This window comes from Gordonia sesuvii, from assembly GCF_036350415.1.
In the GTDB taxonomy this organism is placed as follows: Bacteria; Actinomycetota; Actinomycetes; order Mycobacteriales; family Mycobacteriaceae; genus Gordonia; species Gordonia sesuvii.
This window is the reverse complement of the sequence record NZ_JAZDUF010000004.1, coordinates 232,976-257,252: the sequence shown is the minus strand read 5'-3', so window position 1 is coordinate 257,252 and position 24,277 is coordinate 232,976. Positions and strand designations below refer to the sequence as shown.

The window sequence follows — 24,277 nt, the reverse complement described above, 5'->3', positions numbered from 1 at the left end:
GGCTCAGGCCGCGAACTGCACCGCCGCCCATTCGGCGAACGACTGCCACCCGACGTCGGGGAAGCGGGTGTGCAACGCCGGGATGTCGACGCTGTAGCCCTCGCGGCCGAGGAACCCGAACATCGCGCTCATGTCGGGCGACGAGATACGTTCGGGGTCAAAGCTTTCGGCGTGCACGTCCTTGGCGAGGAGTGACGACAGGGTGGCCGCCATCTGATCGGGGGTCACCGCATCGGAGGCGATGTCGATCCGTTCGCCCGCGAATTGATCCGGGTTCGTGAACAATTCGACGACGAAGCGCCCGAGGTCGCGACGCGACAGCTGCTGTAGCGGCTTGTCGGCGGGCATCGCGATCGGCATCACTCCCGCCGACAGGGCGTCGGCGCCGCCGAGAAGGTTGTCGTAGAAGTATGTCGGCCCGACGATGGTGTACGGGATGCCGCTGTCGGCCAGGGCCTGCTCGACGCGGTACTTGCTCTCGAAATGTGGCACGCCGGTGCCGCGGTCGGCGCTGGCCACCGACGAGAACACCAGGTAGGGAACGTGTGCGAGACGGGCGGCGTCGAGGATCGCAGCGCCCTGGGTCAGTTCCGCGTCGACGCCGGTCTCGAACGGTGTGGTGAACGCGAATACGCCGGATGCCTGCACAAATGCGTCGACCAATCCATCTCCGGAAGCCATGTCCGCGACGACCAGTTCGACGCCTCGGGTCGCGAGCTCTTCCGCCCGTTTGGAGTTCCGATCACGCACCACGGCGCGGACGGGAAGGCTCGCCTCGAGGAGTTCGGCGACGACGGCACCGCCCTGACCGCCGGTCGCGCCCAGCACTACGTAGGTCATGACCCCAACCTACTCGGGCTCCCCGGCGCGTCCGCTCGGATCGGCCTCGCCGGACAATGCCCGATCCTGCCGGTCCCGCCAGTTCTTCAGGTAGCGGGCCTCGCGATTCCGGTTGAACAGTTCCCGAACCCGGCGGGCGGCCGGAGCCAACGCCTCCGTTTCCTCCGGCGGCACCGCCCAGCCGTACGGGAAAGGGAACCTGTTGACGAAGTGCGACATCCACAACAGAACAAGATCACCGTGTCGGGTCAGTCGATTTCGGTCGACCGTGCCCCGCTCGTGCTGGGTGATCCCCCAGCCGCCGTCGTCGAGAGGCGTGGCCGTGAAGTCCGGGTCCCCCAGCCACAGCCAGTTGCCGTCCACGGATCGAGGAGGGTAGCGCCTCTCGACCTGCGCGATCTGTGCGGCAAGCGTCGTCGGGGTCCAGGGAGCCGGAAAGAACGACAGCATGCTCGCGCGGAACTCCGCCGCACCCAGAAAAGCGGAGTCGGTGCCAGTCAGAACGGAGTTGACGATAACCGTCGACCGCGACGGCCCGCCGTCATCGATCATCGCCAGGTGCAGCCGGAGCATTCGGAGATAACGCTCGCGGTCTGCACGGTCGGTGAACGGCGGCACCGGGATGTCGTCGACGATCGGTCGGCCCCAGGGCACGCTGTTGTCGGTCCACGGCGGGGCGTCGGCGAACTCCGATGAGGCGTCCATGACGACAGTCTCGTCGACGGCGGTGCACATCTGAGGACCACACCGAGAAAAAGAACTCCGCCCTCCGGAGCGAAACCCGAGGGCGGAGCGATGGCGGAGGATAGGGGATTCGAACCCCTGAGGGCTGTTAACCCAACCCGCGTTCCAGGCGAGCGCCATAGGCCACTAGGCGAATCCTCCAACTCAGAGATGGTAGCGGTCGAGGGCCGCTCAACCCAAAATGAGGGTTGGGGCGCCTGCCGCCGACCGGTTTGTCGGGTGGCGGGACCCTGCGGTTACACTGGTCGGCGGATCCCGCGCGGCGTGCATCCTGTGAACTCCCCCAGGGCCGGAAGGCAGCAAGGGTCAACGGGCTCTCTCGGGTGCGCGGGGTCCCCAGATTTCTCAACCAAACACCTGAGGCGCCGCCCTACCGATGCCGGTGTCACGGAGAGGTCCCCGCGTTGAATTACCACTCGATGAGTGCCGACCAACTTCGCGAAACCCAGTCCGACCTGCGAAAGCTCTACGACGCGCTGTGCGCGGCCGGACTGCAACTCGACCTCACCCGCGGCAAGCCGGCGCCGGAGCAACTCGACCTGTCGAACGCGCTCCTGGCCCTGCCCGGCGACGACTACCGCGACTCCGCCGGCACGGACACCCGCAACTACGGCGGCATCGTCGGCCTGCCCGAGATCCGGAACATCTTCGGTGAGCTGCTCGCCGTCGACCCGGCCAACCTCATCGCGTTCGGCAACTCCAGCCTCGAACTGATGCACGACCTCACGGTGTTCGCACTGCTCAGCGGCACCGTCGACTCGGCCAAGCCGTGGAACGCGGAGCCCATCAAGTTCCTCTGCCCGGCTCCCGGCTACGACCGGCACTTCTCCATCACCGAGACCTACGGCATCGAGATGATCCCGGTGCCGATGCTGCCCACCGGGCCCGACGTGGACGCGTGCGCCGCCCTCACCGCGAAGGACCCGTCCATCAAGGGCATGTGGGCGGTACCGACCTACTCGAACCCCACCGGAGTCACCTTCACCGAGGAGGTCACCCGCGGTCTGCTGGAGATGCCCGCCGCCGACGACTTCCGCATCTACTGGGACAACGCCTACGCGGTGCACACCCTGGTCGACGCGCCCCCGACCCCGCTGCCCGTCCTGGAGATGGCAGCTGCCGCAGGCAACCCGAACCGGGTGTTCGTGCTCGGCTCGACGTCGAAGATCACCTTCGCCGGCGCCGGCGTCTCGTTCTTCGGGTCGTCGACGGAGAACCTCGACTGGTTCAAGCGGCACCTGTCGTTCAAGACCATCGGACCCGACAAGATCAACCAGCTGCGCCACGTGAAGTTCTTCGGCGACGCCGACGGCGTGCGCGCGCACATGGCCAAGCACCGCGAGATCCTCGCGCCGAAGTTCCGCCTCGTCCTCGACATCCTCGACGACCGGCTCGGCGACTCCAAGGTCGCCGCGTGGTCGCAGCCGGAGGGTGGCTATTTCATCAATCTCGATGTCATCGACGGCACCGCACGGCGGGTCATCGAACTGGCGAAGGACGCGGGCATCGCATTGACCGCGGCCGGGTCGGCGTACCCGTACAAGAACGATCCGCTCGATCGCAACATCCGGCTGGCGCCCACCTTCCCGACCACCGAGGACCTTCGAACGGCCATGGACGGAGTCGCGACCTGCGTGCTGCTGGCCGCGTCGGAGACGTTGCTCGGATCCCGCGAATCCTGACCCCGCGGACCATGACAGCACCGTGATGCACGTGAAAACCAGCGAGGAGTGAAGCACCACCGGCCGGCAGTGATCGCAGTCGGCTCCGTGCTCATCGGTCTTCTCGCGCTGTGGCTGCAGGACGTCATCGTCCCGTACAGCACCCCGTTCTGGGGACTGTTCGACAACCAACTCGACCTCGACGTCTACCTGTCGGGTGCGCAGACCGTCCTCGACGGCGACAGTCTTTACGACGCCAAGCTGCTCGGTCAGATGGACTACACCTACGCGCCGATCTCCATCCTGCTGTTCACACCCTTCACCTGGGTGTCGTTCGAGACCGCACGGATCATCTGGTCGGCGGGCATCTTCGTCGCTCTGTACCTGGTCATCATGCTCAGCTTCAAGAGCCTCGGCCGGGCAGCGTCCTGGCCGTTGCGGGTGATTGCGCTGTCGCTGGTCGCTGTCGTCCTGCTGTTCGAACCGGTACGCACCACCGTCTGGTACGGGCAGATCAACGTGTTCCTGATGCTGATCATCGTCGCCGACCTCACCCGGCCCGACGGTGCTCGACTGCGCGGTGTGGGCACCGGGATCACCGCGGGCATCAAACTGACCCCGCTGCTCTTCCTGGTCTACCTGGCGCTACTGCGACAGTGGCGATCCTTCGTCGGAGTCCTCGGCGGGTTCCTGGCGTCGATGATCATCGGCTTTGCGGTGCTGCCGAGGGAGTCGTGGGCGTACTGGACCGGCACGTTGTTCGATTCGGACCGGGTCGGCGCCCCGCAGACGCCCGGAAACCAGTCGGTCCGCGGGCTGCTCGCCAATCTGTTGAACTCCGACGACCCGAATACGTTCGTCTGGCTGGTACTCGCACTCGGGTCACTGGCCGTCGGCATGTATGCCGCCGTGCTGGCGCACCGGCACGGCCAGGAACTCCTCGCGGTCACGATCGTGGGGATGACCGCTTGCGCCGTGTCGCCGATGTCGTGGGGACACCACTGGGTGTGGTTCGTACCCCTCACCGTCATCGGACTCCATCTGCTGTGTACGCCCGGCCGCGGCGTCCTGCGGTGCGGGCTCATCGCCGCAGGTCTGGTGGCGTTGTTCCTGATCGCGCTGTCGTGGCGCACGTACCTGGCGTATCCGTTCTGGTTCGTGAACCGGACGGTGACCGAGGGCTATCTGGTCGGGCTGTTCTTCAAACACGGCATCGAGTGGCTGCAGTGGTTCACCTATTACCCGTACAACGTGATCTTCCTCGGGACGGCGATCGCAACGATCGTTGTGCTGCGAGGCGATCACGAACGAGAAACAAGCGTATCGAGCGGGTCGCCCGAAGCGGGATCGACGCGACACACTCGGTGAGGGGACCCGTGCGGGGGAGTGAGGAGCACCGCACATGGGACGTCGCAGCGTGGCGGTGGCCCTGACGGCGACGGCTGTCGCGGTGGGTGTGTCGACCGGCGTGGCCGCGCCTGCCCAGGCCGCGGTGCGGACGCAGCCCGTCGGCCAGAATTGCTGGGGGCTCAGTCCGCACGTCGTGGACATCCCGCTGTACGGGGGAGCGACGGTCCGCACCGATCCCCGACGGCCCGGATCGTTCAGCATCTGGGGTGCAGGCAAGAGCTTCTTCTCGTACACCACCGACACCTGGGTGACCGTGCTGCATTTTCCGACCGGCCACATCGAGACGTTCCATCGACGCTGGCAGCCGAGCCTCGCCGACCTCCCCGGTTTCCGCATCGACGACCTGCGTGCCAGCGGCCCGATCCGCGTCACGGTGCGCTCGGTGGCCCGTGGTCCGGTTCCGGTGCCGCCGTTGATCTGCAGCGGAACGGCCGTCGCCTGACCCTGTGGGGGAGCACGCCCGGGTGTCGGCGACCGCCGGTACTCTCGACGCGTGGCTCTGTATCGCACCTATCGCCCGGCCTCCTTCGCCGAAGTCGTGGGTCAGGAGCACGTCACCGAACCGTTGAGCCGGGCGCTCGACGCCGGCCGCATCAACCACGCCTACCTCTTCTCCGGGCCGCGCGGGTGCGGCAAGACGTCGTCGGCGCGGATCCTGGCCCGATCGCTCAACTGTGTGCACGGCCCGACGTCGACGCCCTGTGGCGAATGTGACTCCTGTGTGGCGCTGGCCCCCGGCGGGCCGGGCAACCTCGACGTCATCGAGCTCGACGCGGCCAGCCACGGCGGCGTCGACGACACCCGCGAGCTCCGTGACCGCGCCTTCTACGCCCCCTCCGAGTCGCGCTACCGCGTGTTCATCGTCGACGAGGCGCACATGGTCACCAACGCGGGCTTCAACGCGCTGCTGAAGATCGTCGAAGAGCCACCCGAGCACCTGATCTTCGTGTTCGCGACCACCGAACCCGAGAAAGTTCTTCCGACGATCCGATCGCGGACCCATCACTATCCGTTCCGGCTGCTCGCGCCGCCGGTGATGCGTGGCCTGCTGGAGCGGATCTGCGCCCGCGAGAATGTCGTTGTCGCGCAAGATGTCTACCCGCTGGTGATCCGCGCCGGTGGCGGATCGCCCCGCGACTCGCTGAGTATTCTCGACCAGCTGCTGGCGGGCGCCGGCTCCGACGGCGTCACCTATGACCGCGCCCTCGCCCTGCTCGGTGTCACCGACATCGCACTGATCGACGAGGCGATCGACGCGCTCGCCGAGGCCGACGGCTCGCAGCTGTTCGGCACGGTGGAGAAGGTCGTCGACGCCGGACACGATCCCCGCCGATTCGCCGTCGACCTGCTCGAACGTCTCCGGGATCTCATTCTGTTGCAAGCTGTTCCGGACGCTGCCGACCGCGGCCTGGTGGAGGCGCCGGGGGATCAGCTCGGCCGGATGCAGCGGCAGATCGAGATACTCGGCCCGGCGTCGCTGACCCGCTTCGCCGAGACGGTACACGCTGCGCTGGGGGAGATGCGGGGCACCACGTCGCCGCGGCTGTTGCTTGAGGTGATGTGCGCCCGGATGTTGCTGCCCGCGGCCTCCGGCGAGGACATCGCCCTGCTGCAGCGGGTGGAGCGGCTCGAGTCCGGAATCGCCGGCCCCGGTGGATCTTCCGGGCCGACCGCCGCCGGTGGACCGGCGGGCGCGGGCTCCGAACCGGAGCCGGCTCCGAAGTATGTGCGCCCGTCGCAGCGCAAGGCAGCCGAAGAAGCGGCGGCGCGGGCTGAACAGGCGGCGCCGGCCGCTCCTGATGCGGCCACCACCGAACAGTCCGCCACCGAAACCTCCGCTACCGAAACCCAGCGGCCAGAACCGGAGCCCATCGCCGCCCCGCAGCCGGAGGAGCCTGCTCGGCCGACGCCCGTCGAGACTCCGGAACCGCCCGCACCGGTCGACTCCGCCGAACCACCACCAGCTGTCGTGCCTCCGGAAACCACGGAGAACGACGAGCCGCAGCCCGTCGAACCAGCAAGACCGTCGGCCACGCCGCAGCCTGCGTCGTCGGCGCCCGTGTCCCCACCGCCCGCGGCACCGCAACCAATCGCGCCGCAACCAACCGCGCCGCAAACGGCTGCGTCCCAGCCGATTCCGCCCAATCCCACGGGCCCCCGGCCTCCCGCTCGACCGTCGTCGGCGCCGGTGGACGACGACATCCCGTTGCCCGACGAGCCCGCCGACGAGGAGATGCCGCCACCTCCGGACATCGTCGAACCCGTGGTGGCAGAGACAGAAGATGCTGCCCCGCAGCAGGATTCCGGACTGACTGTGGCGGACGTCGAGGCGCGATGGTCGGACATCCGGGCGGCGGCCCGTGGCATCACCCCGGTGCTGGAGGTGATGCTCTCCGGCGCGTCAATCGCGGGTGTCGACGGCACCACCATTGTCTTCGGACACGCGACCGAGATGTTGGTGGGTCGACTCAGCAACGAGCACGCGGGCAACCTTCGCGCCGCCGTGCAGGAGGTGTTCGGACCGTCTGCCGACGCCCGGTGTGTGCATTCCACCGGACCTGCCGGTGGTGGACAACCCGCCGCGGCGCGGGAACGCGCAGATCGACCGACTTCGCAGCCGGCGCCGAAGCGGCCCACCTATGCGCGGCCGAGCCGGGGTCGGGATCAGTCCGCCGCCCCCGCACCGACACCGGAGTCCGCCCCGGAGCCCGAGGAGCCCGAGCCGCCGCGGGCGGATGAGGAACTGACCGACGCCGAACGGGACGAGATGGTCGAGGACGCGCGGTCCGGGCCGCCGGAACGACGCCTCGATCCAGACCAGGTGGCGCTCGAACTGCTCAAGTCGGAGCTGGGGGCGCGTCCGCTGGAGTGAGGGCGCGGGAGGTTTCGATACGCCCTCGCCTAGCGGCTCGGGCTACTCAACCAGCGGCTGTGGAGGCTCGGGCTACTAACCAGCGGGTGTGGAGCGCGTCCTTCTCCCGCTGATCGAGTAGCGGCGAACGAAGTGAGTCGCGTATCGAGATCAGGCGTCCCACCACGGACGCAGCGGAAGATCGTTGTGTCCCTTGTCGTCCAGCTTGGTGGCCAGGACGTGATGTAGCTGGACGATGTCGCGTTCGAACCCGATCCGACAGCCGGCCATGTACAGGCCCCACAGGCGGGCGGTGCCCTCGCCGACCTCCTCGACCGCCTCGTCCCAGTGCTCGACGAGATTGCGGTTCCAGTCGCGCAAGGTCATCGCGTAGTGGTCACGGAAGTTCTCCTCGTGCACCACTTCCATGCCGCCGACGTCCTGCAGCTTGGAGATGATCTTGCCGGATCCCGTCAGCTCGCCGTCGGGGAACACGTACCGGTCGATGAACGAGCCGGCGCGGCCACGTTTGTGGTTGTCCGGGCGGGTGATGCAGTGATTGAGCAACATGCCGCCCACCCGCAACCGGTCACGGATGAACGTGAAGTAGGCCGGGTAGTTGCTGACACCGATGTGCTCGGTCAGCCCGATGGACGAGACGGCGTCGAAGCCGGTCTCGGTGATGTCCCGGTAGTCGCAGTGCCGGACCTCGGCGAGGTCGGCGAGCCCTTCCTCCACGATCGCCTTCTGCGCCCACTCCGCCTGCTCGGCGGAGAGCGTCGCGCCGATCACCTTGACGCCGCGATGCGCGGCGTACCGCACCATTCCGCCCCAACCGCAACCGATGTCGAGGAGTCGATCACCCGGCTTCAGGCGGAGCTTGTCGAAGATGAGGCGATACTTGTTCTCCTGAGCCGCTTCCAGCGACGCCTCGAGGTCGGGATAGACCGCGCACGTGTAGGTCATCGACGGCCCGAGCACCCATTCGTAGAACGTGTTCGAGACGTCGTAGTGGTAGTGGATCACCTCCGCGTCGCGGGACTTGCTGTGCCGCAAGCCATCGGTGAACCGACGCCACCGCGGCAGGGCCTCCTGCGGCGGCGGCGCGATCGGACGGAAGTGCTCGATGCCGAGTGACCGCGCGATGTGCGCCAGGGTCAGCGGGGAGGGCCGGACGAAGTTGAGGTCGGACGCCAACGCCTGGAGCGCGCCGTACGGATCGCCCGGATGTGCGCCGGTGAGTTCGAGATCGCCGGAGATGTAGGCACGCGCCAACCCGAGGTCGCCGGGGGCGGTCACGAGGTAGGTGGTCCCGCGCGAGGTGGCGAGATGCAGGCCGAACTCGGCGTCCTCGGGGCCGGCGGCGCTGCCGTCGTAGGCGGTGATGCGCACGGTCAGTTGACCGCCCATGAGCGCCTCGAAGATCTGGGCCAACGTCATCTTGTGCTGCGCGGAGGTGGAGCCGGTGCTGCCGTTGTGCAGCGAACTGTCCTTGAATGTGGTCATTGTCGTTTCACCGCTTTCGCATACAGGTCGAGCAGACGGCCCTGGGGGTCGTACCGCTTCTTGAGGAGTCGATAGTTCTCACCGCCATAGAGCTCATCGAACTCGTCCGGCGCATAGAAGGACTCGGAATAGAGCGATTTGTGACCATCGAGCTCGGCCACCGTGCGTTCGATCAACTTGTTGGCGTGTCCGGGATCTCCGGGCGTGACGGGTACTGCCGACCAGAATCCGACGTTCACATACGTGCGTCGGGGTTCGAGGGGATAGAGCGGCCATGGCCGCACCGCGTCACTGTTGGGTAGGGACGGTTCCCGTAGCCGCAACGGGCACAACCAGATCGGCTCGATCGGGATGTTCTCGAGGAACCACTCCAGGTAGGCCGTGGTGTTCTCGATCGGGACCTCGATGTCCTGTACGACGCGCTCGTTCGCCGGTTGGCCCTTGCGGGCGTTGAGCTTGTCGGCGATGTCGAAGCGATGGTCGAGCCCGATCAGCTTCCAGTAGAAGCTGCTGCGCAGCAGCTTCTTCGGCCAGAACCGCCGGATTCGCGGATTCTGTGCGCCGAAAGCCCGTGAGCACCAGAACCAGTCGGTGTCCCAACGCCACAGGTAGTCGTGGATGGTCAGCCGATCGCGCGTGACACCATCGCGATGCTGGATCGAGCGGTAGTAGATGTTGCGCTTCGTGTAGTCGCTGGTGGGGCCCGGTTCGTCTGTCTGGCGTCCCAAGGTCAGATAACACTCGTCGGCGGTGAACACCACGCCGTCGAGGTAGTCGACGGGCTCGCCGTCGTAGGAGCCGTCGGCGGCGATCGCCGCCATCGTCTTCTGCAGGTCGTCGAGTCGATGGAATCGGACGTGCCGCAACGCGACGTAGGGTGCGACCTCTTCCAGCTCGATCTTCAGCCGCACGGAGTATCCGAGGGTGCCGTACGAGTTCGGGAAGCCGAAGAACAGATCGGCATTGTCGTTGCCGGGGGTGGCGGTGATGATCTCGCCACCGCCGGTGAGGATGTCGATCTCCAGCACCGATTCGTGCGGCAGGCCGTTGCGGAACGAGGTGCTCTCGATCCCGAGCCCGGTGACCGCACCACCCAGCGTGATCGTCTTCAGCTGGGGCACGACTTTCGGTGCCAGCCCGTACGGCAGTGTCGCGGCGACCAGGTTCTCGTAGGTGCACATCCCGGCGACGTCGGCGGTCTTGGTGGCCTTGTCGACGGAGATGACCCGGTCGAGGCCGGATACGTCGAGACCTGGATGCGGGTTGGCGGCGCGCTGGCGGAACAGGTTCGACGTCTTCTTCGCCAGCCGGACCGTCGCACCCGGAGGGATGGCACGGTAGCTGGACAGAAGGGTGGCGACACCCTCATCGAACGCCTGCGCACCCATCTCCAACCGGTCCGAGCTCACTTGGATAGCCTAGGACGTGAGTTTGTGCCCCGCCAATCAGTTCGAAGGAGAACACGCCGTGGGTCAGGTTTCCGCAACCCAGTCGATCGACATCGCCGCCGCGCCGGATGCCGTGGTCGCAGCGCTGGCCGACTACAACGAGGTGCGGCCCGCCATCCTGCCGGCGCAGTACCGGGACTACAAGGTTCTCGAGGGTGGCAACGGCGCGGGCACTGTCGTCCACTGGATTCTGCAGGCCACCGAGAAGCGCCAGCGCGACGTGAAGGCCACCGTGAACGTGGTGCCCGACACGGTGACCGAGAACGACGAGAACTCGTCGATGGTGACCACGTATGTCGTGGCGAAGGCGGGTACCGGCAGCAAGGTCACCACCACGACCACCTGGACCGGCGCCGGCGGCATCGGCGGGTTCTTCGAGAAGACGTTCGCGCCCAAGGGGCTGAACAAGATCCAGGCCGAACTGCTCGGCAATCTCAAGAAGCGCCTGGAGAGCTGACCCGCCGTCGACGCCGAGGCCTCGCCCCGCCGCTGCCGCCGCGGGACGGGGTGGATGCGACCCGCGTTGTGTTGCGCGCCGGCGCCGACCACACCGTCGCCGACTGTCTCCTTGCGACGCGGTCACTGGCCGGACTGAGCATCGACGATCTGGCCGAACGTGCCGATCGCGGGGAGATCGTCGACGCGGAAGGGCAGGCGGTACGTCTCGACGATCCGGCCCGGATGAATGCGTCGGTCTATCTGTACCGGGACCTGCCCGACGAGCCGCCGATCCCGTTCGACCTCACGATTCTGTATGCCGACGACGACATCGTCGTCGTCGACAAGCCACACTTTCTGGCCACCATGCCGCGCGGCCGTCACGTGACGCAGACCGCGCTCGTGCGGCTGCGCCGTGAACTCGGTACAGACCTGGTGTCGCCGGCCCACCGGCTCGATCGTCTGACCGCCGGGGTCCTGCTCTTCACGCTGAGGCCAGAGGTGCGCGCGCGGTATCAGGCGCTGTTCGCCGAGCGCCGGGTGAGCAAGCAGTACCGTGCCCTGGCCCCGGTCCGTGACGACCTCGCGACCACCGTCACCGTCGCCGATCGGATCGAGAAGACCGCCGGTGACCTGCGGGCGCGCGTCGTGCCGGGCGAGGTCAACGCCATCAGCGACATCACGCTGATCGAGCAGACCGCGGCCGGCGGCATCTACGACCTCCGGCCGCACACCGGCCGCACCCATCAACTCCGTATGCACATGGCGCAGCTCGGCGTCGGTATCGTCGGCGACCCGCTCTACCCCGAGATACGCCCTGACCTGGCCGAACGCCCGGACCACGGTGACTTCACGCAGCCGCTGCGGTTGGTGGCGCACTCGCTCGCCTTCGACGACCCGCTGTCGGGGGAGCGTCGGGAGTTCGTGTCGGGGCTCCCGGTGGTCGAGTAGTCCCTCAGGTGGTCCCCTACCGGTGGTCGAGTAGTCCGAGGCGCTAGCCGAGGACGTATCGAGGCCACGTCACCAGGATCTCGATACGCACGCTCACTCCGTTCGCGGGCTACTCGATCAACGGGTGGGGGACGCGGGCTACTCGATCAGCGAATGGGGGACGCGGGCTACTCGATCAGCGAATGGTGGACGCGGGCTACTCGATCAGCGGGTGGGGTGTGCTCAATCGACGGACTGTAGCCTGACCGCATGGCCATCCAGGCGACCTATGAGCGGCACCCTGACCTGGGATGCGAGGCCGTCGTGTTCATCGACGACGAGTCGATGGCGTGCTTCCAGATCCAGCGGGACCTCACGGGTGGGCCGCGCGCCGACGAATACTGCGTGAGCACCGGTGCCAGCGCACCCGTCTACGGCGCCATCACCGAATGGCGGCGCGTCGACGACCGGTTCGAGTTCGCGCTGACCAGCCGTGCGGGACGGCTGTTCGGCGACGACGTCCTCTCGTTCGTCGTCATCCCGGGTGACGGTGCGACCGTCGACGAACTCGCCGAGCACGTGGATCGGTTACTTCGGTGAGACGGCGATACAGTTGAGGACGTGACTCAACCTTTCGACCCCAGCGCACTCTTCGGCGGCGGTGAAGGCGGCGACAACCCGATGGCCGGGCTGCTCGCCCAGGCCCAGCAGATGCAGGAACAACTGCTGTCCGCCCAGAACGAGATCGCGGCGGCCGAGGTCACCGGATCGGCCGGAAACGGCCTGGTCACGGTGACCGGAAATGGGACAGGCGAGGTCACCGCGGTGACCATCGACCCCAAGGTCGTCGACCCCGACGACATCGAGACGCTGCAGGATCTCGTGCTCGGCGCCCTCGCCGATCTGTCGACGAAGCGCGAAGCCCTCGCGCAGGAGAAGATGGGACCGCTCGCCGGAGGTCTCGGCGGCGGAATTCCCGGCCTCGGCCAGTAGGCCGCCATGTACGAGGGCCCGATCCAGGATCTGATCGACGAACTGGCCAAGCAGCCGGGTCTCGGTCCCAAGGGTGCACAACGCATCGCCTTTCATCTGCTGGCGGTCGAGAGCAAGGACATCGACCGGCTGATCGCTGCGCTGGCACGGGTCCGGGACGACGTCACCTACTGCGCGGAGTGCGGCAACGTGTCGGCGAACGCGCTGTGCCGGATCTGCTCCGACGCCCGACGGGACGCGACCAAGATCTGCGTCGTCGAGGAACCCAAGGACGTGCACGCCATCGAGCGCACCAAGGAGTTCAACGGCCGATACCACGTCCTCGGCGGCGCGCTCGACCCGTTGTCGGGCATCGGACCAGATCAACTTCGTATCCGTGAGCTGCTCAAACGTCTGGCCACCCAGGAAGACGGCAACGACGTCACCGAGGTCATCGTCGCCACCGACCCCAACACCGAGGGCGAGGCCACCGCGACGTATCTGCTGCGGATGCTGAAGGATTTCCCGGGGTTGTCGGTCACCCGGCTGGCGTCCGGGCTGCCGATGGGCGGCGATCTGGAGTTCGCCGACGAACTGACGTTGGGACGCGCGCTGTCGGGCAGACGGATACTCGCGTAACCCGGCGGGTCTGCTACAGATAGACCCGTGACGCGTCGGGGAAGATTTCGCACTCGTTTGCTCGCAGTGACCGTGGCGGTCGGAAGTGCGCTGGGAATGACGGCGTTGCCGCAGGCCCACGCGGTTCCCGAACAGAGACTCGACTGGGGGCCGTGCCCGGCGATCCACTACGCCGCCCCCGAGGTGCGATGCGCGACGGTTCAGGTACCCCGCGACCATGCCAACCCGTCAGGGCCGACGATCGACATCACGGTCAGCCGCCTGGCAGCTCGCGACCCCTCCCGCAAGCGTGGGGTGCTGATCGGCAATCCGGGTGGCCCCGGTGGAGACGCGGTTGGGATGTTCTCGGCGCTGCCGATCCCGCAGGCCATGCGCGACGAGTGGGACCTCGTCGCGGTGCAGCCACGCGGGCTGCTGTCCTCCACGCCGGTGCAATGCGATCCGCTCGAGGAGTCGGACACCGTCGCCGCGATCACCACCGCCGGCGCGGTCAACCGTGAGCGATGCGACCGCAGCAACCCGGGCTACGTGCGCACCATCACCACCGAGAACACCGCCCGCGACATCGAGTCGGTGCGACGGCTCCTCGGTGTGGACAAGGTCAGCCTCTACGGAATCTCCTACGGCACATTGCTGATGTCGACGTATGCGACCCTGTTCCCGCACCGCACCGACCGGTTGGTGCTCGACTCCGGGGTCGATCCGGCCCTCGTGTGGAACGACGTGCTGGCGTCGCAGACCCAGGCGTACAAGCGTCGCGTCCACGAGATGATGGCCTGGATCGCGCAGCGCGACAACATCTATCACCTGGGGACCACCCCGTTGGCGGTGTACCGGGCGTGGAGCGCGAAGGTCGCCGCGGAATCCGGTGTCCCGCCGTCACTCGCGGCGCCGCCCGCCCAGGTGGGCGATGTGCCGCCGGGCCTGCGCAGCGTCGCACAGCAGTACATCGCGGGCGTGAACCTGACCGCCGACGCACGCGCCCGATTCGAGAATCTCATCGCCACGCTGCTGGTTCCCGGTGGTGTGCAGGCGAGTTCGTCGTTGCTCGGGGTCACCCGGATGGCCGCACCGGAGCGCAACATGTGGCCGCTGGTCGCGATGCGCACCAACGGCACCGCGGTGCCGCCCAAAGAGCCGGCCCCGGAACTCGTGAAGGTCCTCACCAACCTGCAGGAGATGCAGAATCTGATCCTGTGCAACGAGAACCAGGCACCCGCCCAGCCGGCGCTGATCCCGGCCTCGGTGTACGCCAATTACGTTGTCGGGGATGTGTTCGAGAGTCCTGGGCTGATCTATCAGTCGGGAATGGCCTGCGCCGGCGCGCCTGCTGTGACGCGGCCGGTGGCCCTGCGCAATCGAGGGCTCGCGGTGCAGCCGTTGCAGATCCAGAGTCTGGGAGATCCGCAGACCCCGTACCGGGAGTCGTTGGCGATGCAACGCCAGATGCGAAGCCATCTGATCACCGTCGGCGGCGGTGATCACGCGCAGCTCGGTCGGTCCAACCCGCCCCTGGATCGCGCGATCATCGAGTACCTGAGAACCGGACGTACCTCTGTCAGAAGGGCTCCCGAGCCGCCCATCGCGGCGTCGTTGACCGATCCGCCGCGAACCGGGATCGGAATCCTCAGGTGATCGACCCGGCGATCGATCGTCGGATCGACGATCTCGCGAGCGAGATGGACTCCGGGATCGTGGCGATCGACGGCCCGTCCGGGGCCGGCAAGTCGACGGTTGCCGACGCGTTGGTGTCCAGGCTTCGCGCCAACCGCGTCGGTGTACAGCTGATTCGCACCGACGACTTCGCCACCTGGGACAACCCGGTGGCCTGGTGGCCGGAGCTGGAAACCGATGTGCTGCAAGCGTTTGTGCGACGACATGACTACCATTTCCGGCCTCGGGTGTGGCGTGACGGGGTCCCCGAGCCGGGACGGTTGGTGTGGCTGCGCTGGGAACCGCTGCTGATCATCGAAGGGGTGTCGTCGGCGCGACGACGTATCGCGCCGCGTCTGACCCATTCTCTCTGGCTCGACGGCGGGACTGCCGCTGAGCGACTCGAGCGCAGCGTCGCCCGCGACGGTGAGGGATCGCGACCGCAACTCGAGCGGTGGCAACAGTTCGAGCGTGGATGGTTTGCGGTCGACCGCACGCGAGAACGGTGTCGCGTCCTGGACTGAGGGCTGGCGGCATTCATCGCGACCATGAATGAATCCGGCGAAACTCTGTCCTGGTCTCCGACTGCATCGGCGATACGATGGGGCCTCCGGCAAAGTGATGCCGTGCCAAGGATTGTCGATGCCAGGAGCTTTGCATGGTCGCGCCGCACACGCGCCCGCACACCGCCACAGCGGTTCTCGACTCCGCCGATGATCGGTCGGAGAGGCCGGCCGTTCGCATCGCGCGCCCGCGCACCGTGCTTCGTGACGTCGGTCCGGCATACATCCTCAATGGCGTTGTCGGCCTGATCTTCTCGGCCTCCGGGCCGGTGGCGATCATCCTCGCGGCCGGAGCGGCCGGCAATCTCACCGCAGCCGAACTGTCGTCATGGATCTTCGGGGTGTTCGTCCTCAACGGTGCGCTGACCGCGGTCGCAAGTTGGGTGTATCGGATGCCGCTGGCGTTCGCCTGGACCATCCCGGGAACCGTATTGGTGGGTGCGTCGCTACAGCACCTCGCATGGGCGGAGGTTCTCGGCGCATTCATCCTCACCGGTGTGCTGATCGCGGCGATCGGGTTGACCGGGCGGGTCCGTGCCTTCATGTCGGCTCTGCCGACCCCGATCGTGATGGCGATGGTCGCCGGGGTGTTCCTGCAGTTCGGCGTCGACGTCGTGACGTCGGTGGGAGCCGATCCGGTGGTCGCGGTACCCGTGGTGGCGGCGTTCTTCCTGCTCGGTTGCCATCGAGTACTGCGGCGGTGGATGCCGCCGATCATCGGGGCGTCGCTCGTCGGGATCGCCGCGGTCGTCGCCTCCGGCCAGTTCGACCTCGAGCGGACATCGTCGGACATCTTCGCGGCGCCCGTCGTCCAGCTGCCGGAGTTCACGGTCCGCGCCATCGTCGAGTTGGTCATCCCGCTCGCGATCACCGTCATCGTCGTACAGAACGGGCAGGGCGTCGCCGTACTGAGGTCTGCGGGGCATCGGCCGCCGGTCACCGTGGTGACGGTGGCCTGCGGGGTGATGTCGATGCTGGCCGCCTTCATCGGTTCGATCTCGACGTGCCTGGCGGGGCCGACCAACGCGATTCTCGTCGCCGACGGTCGCCGTGAACGGCAGTACACCGCAGCGTTGACGTTCGGCCTGCTGGCGGTACTGGTCGGTCTGTTCGCCCCCGCCTTCGTGGCGGTGATGCTGGCGATGCCCGCCGCGTTCATCGCGACCGTCGGTGGTCTGGCTCTTCTCGGCGCGTTGCAGAACGCGTTCCGCGCCGCGTTCTCGGGCGGCTTCACCCTGGGCGCGCTCGTCACTTTCCTGGTCACCGTCTCCGATCTCACCGTGCTGAACATCGGTGCCCCGTTCTGGGGTCTGGTGGCCGGTGTGGTCGCGGCATGGCTCGTCGAACGAAACGACTTCGGCGCATCGAAGTCGCGTCCGTAGTGTTGACCCATGGGCGCCTATCGCACGATGGCCGCGCTCGACAGTGACCTCATCGACTGCCGGGCGTGTCCGCGGCTGGTGGAGTGGCGTGAGCAGGTGGCCCGCGAGAAGCGCGCCGCGTTCGCCGACCAGACGTACTGGGGGCGACCTGTCCCAGGCTTCGGACCGGTCGACGCGCGGGTACTGATCCTGGGCCTGGCGCCGGCCGCACACGGGGCCAACCGGACCGGGCGGATGTTCACCGGCGATCAAAGCGGGGATGTGTTGTTCCGGACCCTGCACGATGTCGGGCTGGCGAGCCGTCCGACGGCGGTCTCGGCCGACGACGGTATGCAGTTGTTCGGTGTGCGGATGACGGCCCCGGTGCATTGCGCTCCGCCGCAGAACAAGCCGACGATCGCCGAGCGCGATTGCTGCGCCCGGTGGCTGGACGCCGAACTCGCCCTGCTGGCGCCGACCCTGCGGTCGGTCGTGGTGCTCGGTGCGTTCGGATGGCAGGCCGGGTTGCGGGCGTTCGGAGATCTCGGGTGGATCGTCGAGCGGCCGAAACCCAAGTTCGGCCATGGTGCGCGAACAGTGATCCACCGCGACGAGGCGGAGCTCGCGGTTTTCGGGAGTTATCACGTGAGTCAACACAATACGTTCACCGGGCGGCTCACACCCGCGATGCTCGCCGACGTGCTTCGCGCTGCCGCCGCGCACGCCGGACTGCCGACCAAGCCTCCACGGAGACGAGGCGTCGGCGGGTAGGCTTCCGGGGAGTGGTGGCAGTGTCGTCGCGGAAGGGAGCGGGGCCCGAAGCATGCGGGATCTGATCACACGATGGCTCGGACGCAGCCCCTCGTCACCCTGCCGGTGCGGACATCCGCGGGATGCACACACGCACTACCGGGCCGGTACCGACTGCGCGATCTGCGGACCGACGGTGTGCGCGCGGTTTCGGTTCGATCGATCGCTCAGTCCCGATCCCTGAGGAGGTCGGAGCTTGCGGAGACCGTTTAGCCTCGATCCCTGAGGAGGTCGGAGCTTGCGGAGACCGTCACGAAGGGGCCCTTCGTGACGACCCTCCGCAGGCTCCGGGTCTCCTCAGGGACCGGGGTGGGGTTCCGGGTCTCCTCAGGGACCGGGGTGGCTAGCCGCGGCGACCGGCGGCCAGACGCTCCTTGCGGAGGCGATCGACCTGTGGAAGATCCAGCGGTGCAAGCGAATCGGTTCCCATCGCACGCGCCAGGAGGTGGTCGGCGAGCTCCGGATTGCGGGCGAGCGCGGGACCGTGCATGTACGTGCCGATCACCGATCCCTGCGCCACTCCTTCGGTGCCGTCGCCGACGCCGTTGCCGACACCGTGCCGCACCTTGGCGAGCGGTTTGGCGTCTGCGCCGAGAGTGCTTCCGCCACGGTGATTCTCGAAGCCGGACAGCGGTGCGGTGAGACCGTCGACGACCGGCTCGGTGACCAGTTCGCCGATGCTACGGGTGTCCTGGGGCGAGGTGGTGAGGTCGAACAGCGAGATCCCGTCCACCCGTTCGCCTGCCGACGTCTCGTACCAGTGGCCGAGAACCTGGATCGCCGCGCAGATCGCCAGCACCGGGCGGCCGGCAGCGGCCGCGCGCTGCAGCCCCGGGTATCGGGTGAGGTGTCGGGTGGCCAGGCGCTGCGCGTAATCCTCAGCGCCACCGAGGGTGTAGACGTCGAGTGAGTCGGGTACGTCGTCGTCGAGGGTGATCTGGACGATCTCGGCGTCGATGCCGCGCATCAACGCACGCTGACGCAACACCAGCGCGTTGCCGCCGTCGCCGTAGGTGCCCATCACGTCGGGCAACACGAGACCGATCCGCAGAGTGGATTCGCTCATGACCCGGCCCCCTTCAGATCGGCGCCGCGGGCGCGTTCGGCGCGCTTGAGTGCGACGCCGAGATCGCGGAACGCGGTGTAGTTGGCGAGCACCTCCACCCGGCCCGGTGGGCACGACGCGATGGCCTTCATCGGGTCCGGGATCGTGGTGTGTTCGGCGCCGGCATAGAGCAGGCGGACCGACAGATCCGCGGCCCGTTCGCCGGCCGCGACCACCTTCATGGTCTCGAACGCCTCGAACCGCACATCCCACAGCCAGGAAAGGTCCTCGCCGTCGGGAACCTGTCCGTTGACGGCGATCACCAGCCCGTCGGCGTCCTGGTCGATCATCGACAGCGCCTCCTGCCAGCCGGCCGGATTCTTCGCCAGCAGCGTCCGCACCGAGTGGTTGCCCACCTGATGGGTGCCGTAGCGGCCGGCCACCTCGCCGACGGTGCCCACCGCCGCAACGGCTTTCGCCGGGTCGGCGCCCATCGCGACGGCGGCCGCGACGGCCTGGGTCGCATTGCCGCGGTTCGCCCGGCCGGGCACCGACAAGGTCATCGGCGCGACGAAACCGTCTGGGCCATAGATGTTCTCGTCATCGAACCACCAGGCAGGGGTCGGGCGGCGGAAACCCTCGTCGCCGCTGGAGTACCAGTCGGGGCCGGAGCGGATGATGGGCTCGCCGGTGCGCGGACAGCTCACCGAGTCACCCACCCAGCTCGCACCCGCCGCAACCCACACGACATCCGACGCATCGAACGCCGCGGACGTGACCAGCACATCGTCGCAATTGGCGACGATCGTCATCGACGGATGGCGGGAAATGCCCTCCCGCAGACGGCGTTCGATCATGTTGATCTCCCCGACGCGATCGAGCTGATCGCGGGAGAGGTTGAGCATCACCAGAACCTCGGGGTCGACGGCGTCGCTGACGTGGGGCACGTGCAGCTCGTCGACTTCGAGAGCGCAGATCTGCGCCGCTCGGTGCAGCGTCAGCGTCGCGATGATGCCGGCGTCCATGTTCGCGCCGTCGGCCTGCGTGGCCACCTCGCCGAGTTCGGAGAGCGCCGCGGCCGTCATCCGGGTCGTGGTGGACTTGCCGTTGGTCCCGGTGACCAGCGCGGTGCGCTTACCGGCGGCCAGTCGATCCATGATGTTCGGGTCGATCTTCGCCGCGACCAGGCCGCCGATCATCGATCCCTTGCCGCGACCTGCGGTTCGCGACGCCCAGCGTGCCGCCGACGCGGCAGACAGCGCGAGGGTGGTGCGCAGCGGGACACGGGTGCCGTCGGACATGGCACGAGTCTGACACAAGCGCCCCACGGCGGGCAGATCGTGCACCGGCGGTACTCTCGCGGGCGTGAGTCAGGCCACAGCGACGTCGCCCTCGTTCCTTACCCGCATGCAACGCGGACTGATGCGGTCCGCCGGGCACCTCCCACCGGCGGTCCTGCGGTTCGCCGGCCAGTGGGGCCGGGTCAACGCCGACGGCGACCGCCTGTCGCCGGAGATGGCGTTGACGGGGCTGATCGCCGACAAGGTGCCGGCGTTCGCGCTCACCGGCAAACCGATCGACCGGGCGCGCGCCGACGTTCTCGCCAACGCGGTCACCCTGGCGGAGAAACTGCCGGCGATGGCCGTCGAGGAAGACCTGCTCATCGACGGTCCCGGCGGCCCGATCCCGGCCACCCGCTACCGCGCCCGGGTGGACTCGGTCGGCGTGGTCGTGTTCTTCCACGGTGGCGGCTTCGTCCTCGGGGACCGGGTCAGCCACGACAACCTGGTGCGCAGGCTCGCCCTGTCGACCGGCGCCGACGTCCTTTCCGTCGACTATCGGCTGGCGCCCGAACACCCGTTCCCGGCAGCCGTCGACGACGCGGTCGCCGCCTGGCGGTTCGCCGTCGACAAGGCACCGCACTGGGGTGTCTCGGCCGACCGGGTCGCGGTGGCCGGCGACAGCGCCGGCGGCAACCTCTCCGCAGTCGTCGCGCAGCAGGTCCGCGACGACGACGTCACACCGTGCCTGCAGATGCTCATCTACCCCGTCGTCGACGTGTCGAGCAAGAGGCCGTCGCGCCTCGAGTTCGCGTCCGGCCTGTACCTGACCGACGCCGACGTCGACTCGTTCACCGACGACTACGTCCCCGATGTCGAGCAGCGCACCGATCCGCGCGTCTCACCGCTGCTGGCCGACGACCTCTCCGGACTCGCGCCGGCGTACGTGATCGTCGCCGGATTCGATCCGCTCCGCGACGAGGGCATCGAGTACGCGGACCGGCTGCGCCAGGCGGGCGTTCCGGTGACGCTCGATCGAGCCGGCGGCCTCATCCATGGGTTCGCCAACATGACGCTGACCAGCCCCGACGCGCGCGCCGCCGTCGACCGGATCGGCGCCGCGCTGGCGTACGCGTTTCGCTGAGGCGCGCGCCGACGACCCCGGCGATGCCAGCACTCCGGCCGCGCAGCCGGCGATCACCGTGGCCGCACCCACCAGCTCGACCCAGGTGGGCACCTCGCCGAGGATCGCCCACGCTGCGGTGATCCCGACGATGGGCACCAGCAGCGACATCGGTGCCACCCGGCTCGCCGGATACCGCGACATGAGATGAATCCACAGCCCGGATCCGACGACCGTCCCGAGCACGACCGTGTAGGCGAGTCCGGCGATGGCCAGCAGGCCGGTGTGCGAGGCGACGGTGGACAGCGCCTCGATGCCCGCGGTCGGTCCGTCGAACACCAGACTCATCAGCGCGAAGGGGATCGGCGGGACGACCGACATCCACAGGGTCATCCGCAGCGGGTCGTCTCGGTCGGAATCGCCGCCCTGCACGGCGAGCCGTGAGCCGATGTTGCCGAATGCCCAGCCCAGGCCGGCGGCGACGGTGAGCAGCATCGGGAGGATCGCGGCGGCACCGACCGACGTCTCACCGGCGCGGGAGATCCCGATCGTCACCATGCCGCCGACGGCCACGGCGATCCCGATCACCCGCAGCAGGCTCATGCGCTCGTGCAGGAACAGCACTCCGAGCAGCACGGTGAACGGCGCCGAGGTCTGCAACACGAGTGACGCCAGTCCGGTCGGCATGCCGAGATCCATCGCGAGAAACAGGAAGGCGAACTGGACGAACCCGAATCCGATGGCGTACAGCAGAAACCACTTCATCCGGACCTTCGGGAACCGGACGAAGACGATCACCGGAATCGCCATCACAGCGAAGCGCAATGCAGCCGTGAAGAACGGCGGGAAGTGGTCGAGGCTGAGTCGGATGGCGATGAAGTTCAATCCCCACAGCACGACCACGCAGAGTCCGAGGAGTCGATCGCGAATGGTCACGAGGATCAGCGTGCCGATCGAATCCGTTCACGACAATCGAATTGTTGTGCACATTCAATGTAGAAGAACTTAACTGATCGGGGTCACCGCCAGCCGAGTTCCGGCGCGACATGGGTCAGGATCGACTCGATCACGTGAGCGTTGTACTCCACGCCCAGCTGGTTGGGGACGGTCAGCAGCAAGGTGTCGGCGGCCTCGATCGCCTCGTCCTCGCGGAGTTGCTCGATGAGCTTGTCCGGCTCGTCGGCGTAGCTCCGGCCGAACCGTGCGACCGAGTTGTCGATCACCCCGACCTGGTCGTCCTCGGTGCCGCCGCGACCGAAGTAGGTGCGGTCGCGGTCGTCGACGATGGCGAAGATGCTGCGGCTCACCGATACCCGTGGTTCACGCGGATGGCCGGCCTCGTCCCACGCGTCGCGGAACCGCTGGATCTGCTCGGCCTGCAGTTTGTGGAACGGGACGCCGGTGTCCTCGGTGAGGAGTGTCGAACTCATCAGGTTCATCCCCTGCTGCGCAGTCCATTCCGCGGTGGCTCGGGTGCCCGCACCCCACCAGATCCGGTCGCGCAGGCCGGGGGCCTGCGGTTCGATCGGCAACAGGCCCGGCGGATTGGGGAACATCGGACGCGGATTGGGTTGTGCGAAGCCACTTCCGGTGATGACCTTCAAGAAGACGTCGGCGTGCTGCCGGGCCATGTCGGCGTCGGTGGAGTCCTCCGGGGGGACATAGCCGAAGTACTTGTAACCGTCGATGACCTGCTCGGGAGATCCCCGGCTGATGCCGAGCTGCAACCGTCCACCCGAGATCAGGTCCGCGGCGCCGGCGTCCTCCGCCATGTAGAGCGGGTTCTCGTAGCGCATGTCGATCACGCCGGTCCCGATCTCGATGCGGTCGGTCTTGGCGCCGATCGCCGACAGCAGCGGGAACGGCGAGGCGAGCTGCCGCGCGAAGTGGTGCACCCGGAAGTAGGCACCGTCGGCGCCGGGCTCCTCCGCGGCCACCGCCAGGTCGACGGACTGCAACAGCGCATCCGACCCGGACCGCACCTGCGATCCATACGAATCGGACCAATGACCGAACGACAGGAAACCGATCTTCTTCATGCTCAGTGAACTGAAACCGCGGTCCGTTTCATTCCCGGGGTGGCGCGGTGAGGGAGCGCAGTAGCGTGTGGGCGTGGATGTGAAGCGCCTTCGGCTGCTGCGGGAGTTCGCCGACCGTGGCTCTGTCGGAGCGGTCGCCGATTCCATGCACATGACGCCGTCGGCGGTGTCCCAGCAGCTCAAGGTGCTCGCCCGGGAAGCAGGTGTCGAGCTTCTCCAGCAGGACGGCCGCCGCATCCGCCTCACCGACGCGGGGCGCGCGCTCGTGCTGCGAGCCGACGAGGTGATCGCCGCGGTCGATCGGGCTCAGGAGGAGATGGAGACCTACCGGTCGGGACGGGCCTCGGTGCGGCTGGCGATGTTCCCGTCGGGGGCGGCCTTGCTGCTGCCGGGAGTCCTCGATCGGATCGGTGCCTCCGGGATCGACGTCCACGCATCCGAACTCGACGTGGGATATCCCGACGCCGTGCCGGCGCTGGCCGACTTCGACATCGTGGTGACCCACCGAGACGAACGCACCGCGCCGGTCCGATCACCGCGTGTCGGCGTGGTCGAACTGATGCGTGAACCCGTGGACGTGGTGGTCGCGGCGACGTCGGAGTTCGCCGGACGCGGCGAGATCGAGGTGGCCGAACTGGCCGACTGCGACTGGATCAGCGTGGAGGGCGGGTTCCCGGTCGACGATGTGCTGCTGTCGATCTCCGCGGTCACCGGGGTCGCGACGCGTGTCACCCAACGGATGCTGGATTTCGGCACCATACAGTCAATCGTCGCCGCCGACCACGGCATCGCGCTGATACCTCGGTATGCCGTACGGCATGCGGGTGTGAAACGGTTGACGCTCAAGGGAGTTCATGCGGCGCGGGTGTACGAGGCGTTGACCCGGCCGGGTTCACGAGCGGCGGTCGCCCAGGTGGTGGACCATCTCGTCGACTCGGCCCACGAGGTGGTACGTCACTGAACC

Annotated in this window: 22 protein-coding genes, 1 tRNA gene, 1 other RNA gene and 1 pseudogene; 16 read left to right on the top strand and 9 right to left on the bottom strand. The window is 67.7% G+C overall.

Annotation, left to right across the window (positions count from 1 at the left end; translation table 11 throughout):
* Positions 1-3: 3 nt before the first annotated feature.
* The 3 genes from VZC37_RS15010 to VZC37_RS15000 form a co-directional block, all read right to left on the bottom strand.
* Positions 4-840, bottom strand: coding sequence for an NmrA/HSCARG family protein (locus VZC37_RS15010; RefSeq protein ID WP_330433370.1), 837 nt, complete (start codon positions 838-840; stop codon positions 4-6).
* A 9-nt stretch (positions 841-849) separates the two neighbouring features.
* Positions 850-1,545: a hypothetical protein gene (locus tag VZC37_RS15005; RefSeq protein ID WP_330433369.1), complete on the bottom strand. Its 696-nt coding sequence runs from the start codon at positions 1,543-1,545 to the stop codon at positions 850-852.
* 91 nt (positions 1,546-1,636) lie between these two features.
* Positions 1,637-1,725: transfer RNA gene (locus tag VZC37_RS15000), tRNA-Ser, on the bottom strand.
* A gap of 106 nt (positions 1,726-1,831) precedes the next feature.
* Between VZC37_RS15000 and ffs the strand changes: the two genes are divergently transcribed.
* The 5 genes from ffs to VZC37_RS14975 all read left to right on the top strand — a co-directional run bounded on the left by ffs (position 1,832) and on the right by VZC37_RS14975 (position 7,527).
* Positions 1,832-1,926, top strand: an RNA gene (gene ffs, locus VZC37_RS14995) — signal recognition particle sRNA small type.
* Positions 1,927-1,988: 62 nt separating this feature from the next.
* Complete coding sequence (locus VZC37_RS14990) at positions 1,989-3,266, top strand: aspartate aminotransferase type Ic (protein ID WP_330433368.1); 1,278 nt, start codon at positions 1,989-1,991, stop codon at positions 3,264-3,266.
* 72 nt (positions 3,267-3,338) lie between these two features.
* The gene (locus tag VZC37_RS14985) at positions 3,339-4,613 is read left to right on the top strand and encodes a glycosyltransferase 87 family protein (protein ID WP_330433763.1); all 1,275 of its coding nucleotides are present in this window, start codon (positions 3,339-3,341) and stop codon (positions 4,611-4,613) included.
* Positions 4,614-4,647: 34 nt separating this feature from the next.
* On the top strand, positions 4,648-5,097 hold the full coding sequence (locus VZC37_RS14980) for a hypothetical protein (RefSeq protein ID WP_330433367.1): 450 nt from the start codon (positions 4,648-4,650) through the stop codon (positions 5,095-5,097).
* Between the two features lie 51 nt (positions 5,098-5,148).
* Entirely contained in the window at positions 5,149-7,527 is a 2,379-nt protein-coding gene (locus VZC37_RS14975; protein ID WP_330433366.1) for a DNA polymerase III subunit gamma and tau, read from the top strand.
* Positions 7,528-7,677: 150 nt separating this feature from the next.
* Here the strand turns inward: VZC37_RS14975 and VZC37_RS14970 are convergent, their stop codons facing one another.
* Entirely contained in the window at positions 7,678-9,012 is a 1,335-nt protein-coding gene (locus VZC37_RS14970; protein ID WP_330433365.1) for a class I SAM-dependent methyltransferase, read from the bottom strand.
* Complete coding sequence (locus VZC37_RS14965; RefSeq protein ID WP_330433761.1) at positions 9,009-10,400, bottom strand: FAD-binding oxidoreductase; 1,392 nt, start codon at positions 10,398-10,400, stop codon at positions 9,009-9,011. Before VZC37_RS14965 ends, VZC37_RS14970 begins: the two co-directional genes overlap by 4 nt.
* A gap of 79 nt (positions 10,401-10,479) precedes the next feature.
* Here VZC37_RS14965 and VZC37_RS14960 point away from each other — a divergent pair, with 79 nt between their 5' ends.
* The 9 genes from VZC37_RS14960 (at position 10,480) to VZC37_RS14920 (ending at position 17,787) form a co-directional block, all read left to right on the top strand.
* Positions 10,480-10,917 carry an SRPBCC family protein gene (locus VZC37_RS14960; RefSeq protein WP_330433364.1) on the top strand — a complete coding sequence of 146 codons (438 nt, stop codon included), beginning with the start codon at positions 10,480-10,482 and terminating at the stop codon, positions 10,915-10,917.
* Between the two features lie 50 nt (positions 10,918-10,967).
* Positions 10,968-11,849 (top strand): pseudouridine synthase, encoded by an 882-nt coding sequence (locus VZC37_RS14955; protein ID WP_330433363.1) that lies wholly within the window; start codon positions 10,968-10,970, stop codon positions 11,847-11,849.
* A 249-nt stretch (positions 11,850-12,098) separates the two neighbouring features.
* Complete coding sequence (locus VZC37_RS14950) at positions 12,099-12,428, top strand: hypothetical protein (RefSeq protein WP_330433362.1); 330 nt, start codon at positions 12,099-12,101, stop codon at positions 12,426-12,428.
* A 21-nt stretch (positions 12,429-12,449) separates the two neighbouring features.
* On the top strand, positions 12,450-12,821 hold the full coding sequence (locus VZC37_RS14945) for a YbaB/EbfC family nucleoid-associated protein (protein ID WP_330433361.1): 372 nt from the start codon (positions 12,450-12,452) through the stop codon (positions 12,819-12,821).
* A gap of 6 nt (positions 12,822-12,827) precedes the next feature.
* A complete protein-coding gene (gene recR / locus VZC37_RS14940) occupies positions 12,828-13,439 on the top strand; it encodes a recombination mediator RecR (protein ID WP_330433360.1) in 612 nt (203 codons plus the stop codon).
* 96 nt (positions 13,440-13,535) lie between these two features.
* Complete coding sequence (locus VZC37_RS14935) at positions 13,536-15,074, top strand: alpha/beta fold hydrolase (RefSeq protein WP_330433759.1); 1,539 nt, start codon at positions 13,536-13,538, stop codon at positions 15,072-15,074.
* Positions 15,075-15,118: 44 nt separating this feature from the next.
* A complete protein-coding gene (locus VZC37_RS14930) occupies positions 15,119-15,616 on the top strand; it encodes a uridine kinase family protein (protein ID WP_330433757.1) in 498 nt (165 codons plus the stop codon).
* A gap of 134 nt (positions 15,617-15,750) precedes the next feature.
* Complete coding sequence (locus tag VZC37_RS14925) at positions 15,751-17,037, top strand: benzoate/H(+) symporter BenE family transporter (protein WP_330433359.1); 1,287 nt, start codon at positions 15,751-15,753, stop codon at positions 17,035-17,037.
* Between the two features lie 9 nt (positions 17,038-17,046).
* The gene (locus VZC37_RS14920) at positions 17,047-17,787 is read left to right on the top strand and encodes a uracil-DNA glycosylase (protein ID WP_330433358.1); all 741 of its coding nucleotides are present in this window, start codon (positions 17,047-17,049) and stop codon (positions 17,785-17,787) included.
* Between the two features lie 382 nt (positions 17,788-18,169).
* Here VZC37_RS14920 and VZC37_RS14915 read toward each other — a convergent pair whose 3' ends face one another.
* The gene (locus VZC37_RS14915) at positions 18,170-18,892 is read right to left on the bottom strand and encodes a type 1 glutamine amidotransferase (RefSeq protein WP_330433357.1); all 723 of its coding nucleotides are present in this window, start codon (positions 18,890-18,892) and stop codon (positions 18,170-18,172) included.
* A complete protein-coding gene (locus VZC37_RS14910; RefSeq protein WP_330433356.1) occupies positions 18,889-20,172 on the bottom strand; it encodes a MurT ligase domain-containing protein in 1,284 nt (427 codons plus the stop codon). Before VZC37_RS14910 ends, VZC37_RS14915 begins: the two co-directional genes overlap by 4 nt.
* A gap of 106 nt (positions 20,173-20,278) precedes the next feature.
* Here VZC37_RS14910 and VZC37_RS14905 point away from each other — a divergent pair.
* Positions 20,279-21,157: pseudogene (locus VZC37_RS14905) on the top strand (alpha/beta hydrolase); the annotation flags it as partial.
* Here the strand turns inward: VZC37_RS14905 and VZC37_RS14900 are convergent.
* Positions 21,053-22,210: an EamA family transporter gene (locus tag VZC37_RS14900; protein ID WP_330433355.1), complete on the bottom strand. Its 1,158-nt coding sequence runs from the start codon at positions 22,208-22,210 to the stop codon at positions 21,053-21,055. The pseudogene VZC37_RS14905 and the gene VZC37_RS14900 sit on opposite strands and share 105 nt — an antisense overlap.
* An 83-nt stretch (positions 22,211-22,293) precedes the next feature.
* A complete protein-coding gene (locus tag VZC37_RS14895) occupies positions 22,294-23,313 on the bottom strand; it encodes an LLM class flavin-dependent oxidoreductase (protein WP_330433354.1) in 1,020 nt (339 codons plus the stop codon).
* Between the two features lie 73 nt (positions 23,314-23,386).
* Here VZC37_RS14895 and VZC37_RS14890 point away from each other — a divergent pair, with 73 nt between their 5' ends.
* Positions 23,387-24,274: a LysR family transcriptional regulator gene (locus tag VZC37_RS14890; protein WP_330433353.1), complete on the top strand. Its 888-nt coding sequence runs from the start codon at positions 23,387-23,389 to the stop codon at positions 24,272-24,274.
* Positions 24,275-24,277 lie beyond the last annotated feature (3 nt).

What these genes read in the sequence shown, in the direction of transcription:
- VZC37_RS14910 (WP_330433356.1), bottom strand. Translation starts at nt 20,172, where the DNA reads ATGTCCGACGGCACCCGTGTCCCGCTGCGCACCACCCTCGCGCTGTCT.
- VZC37_RS15010 (WP_330433370.1), bottom strand. Translation starts at nt 840, where the DNA reads ATGACCTACGTAGTGCTGGGCGCGACCGGCGGTCAGGGCGGTGCCGTC.
- VZC37_RS14895 (WP_330433354.1), bottom strand. Translation starts at nt 23,313, where the DNA reads ATGAAGAAGATCGGTTTCCTGTCGTTCGGTCATTGGTCCGATTCGTAT.
- VZC37_RS14980 (WP_330433367.1), top strand. Translation starts at nt 4,648, where the DNA reads ATGGGACGTCGCAGCGTGGCGGTGGCCCTGACGGCGACGGCTGTCGCG.
- VZC37_RS14950 (WP_330433362.1), top strand. Translation starts at nt 12,099, where the DNA reads ATGGCCATCCAGGCGACCTATGAGCGGCACCCTGACCTGGGATGCGAG.
- VZC37_RS14965 (WP_330433761.1), bottom strand. Translation starts at nt 10,400, where the DNA reads ATGGGTGCGCAGGCGTTCGATGAGGGTGTCGCCACCCTTCTGTCCAGC.
- VZC37_RS15005 (WP_330433369.1), bottom strand. Translation starts at nt 1,545, where the DNA reads ATGGACGCCTCATCGGAGTTCGCCGACGCCCCGCCGTGGACCGACAAC.
- VZC37_RS14970 (WP_330433365.1), bottom strand. Translation starts at nt 9,012, where the DNA reads ATGACCACATTCAAGGACAGTTCGCTGCACAACGGCAGCACCGGCTCC.
- VZC37_RS14935 (WP_330433759.1), top strand. Translation starts at nt 13,536, where the DNA reads ATGACGGCGTTGCCGCAGGCCCACGCGGTTCCCGAACAGAGACTCGAC.
- VZC37_RS14925 (WP_330433359.1), top strand. Translation starts at nt 15,751, where the DNA reads ATGGTCGCGCCGCACACGCGCCCGCACACCGCCACAGCGGTTCTCGAC.
- recR (WP_330433360.1), top strand. Translation starts at nt 12,828, where the DNA reads ATGTACGAGGGCCCGATCCAGGATCTGATCGACGAACTGGCCAAGCAG.
- VZC37_RS14930 (WP_330433757.1), top strand. Translation starts at nt 15,119, where the DNA reads ATGGACTCCGGGATCGTGGCGATCGACGGCCCGTCCGGGGCCGGCAAG.
- VZC37_RS14915 (WP_330433357.1), bottom strand. Translation starts at nt 18,892, where the DNA reads ATGAGCGAATCCACTCTGCGGATCGGTCTCGTGTTGCCCGACGTGATG.
- VZC37_RS14920 (WP_330433358.1), top strand. Translation starts at nt 17,047, where the DNA reads ATGGGCGCCTATCGCACGATGGCCGCGCTCGACAGTGACCTCATCGAC.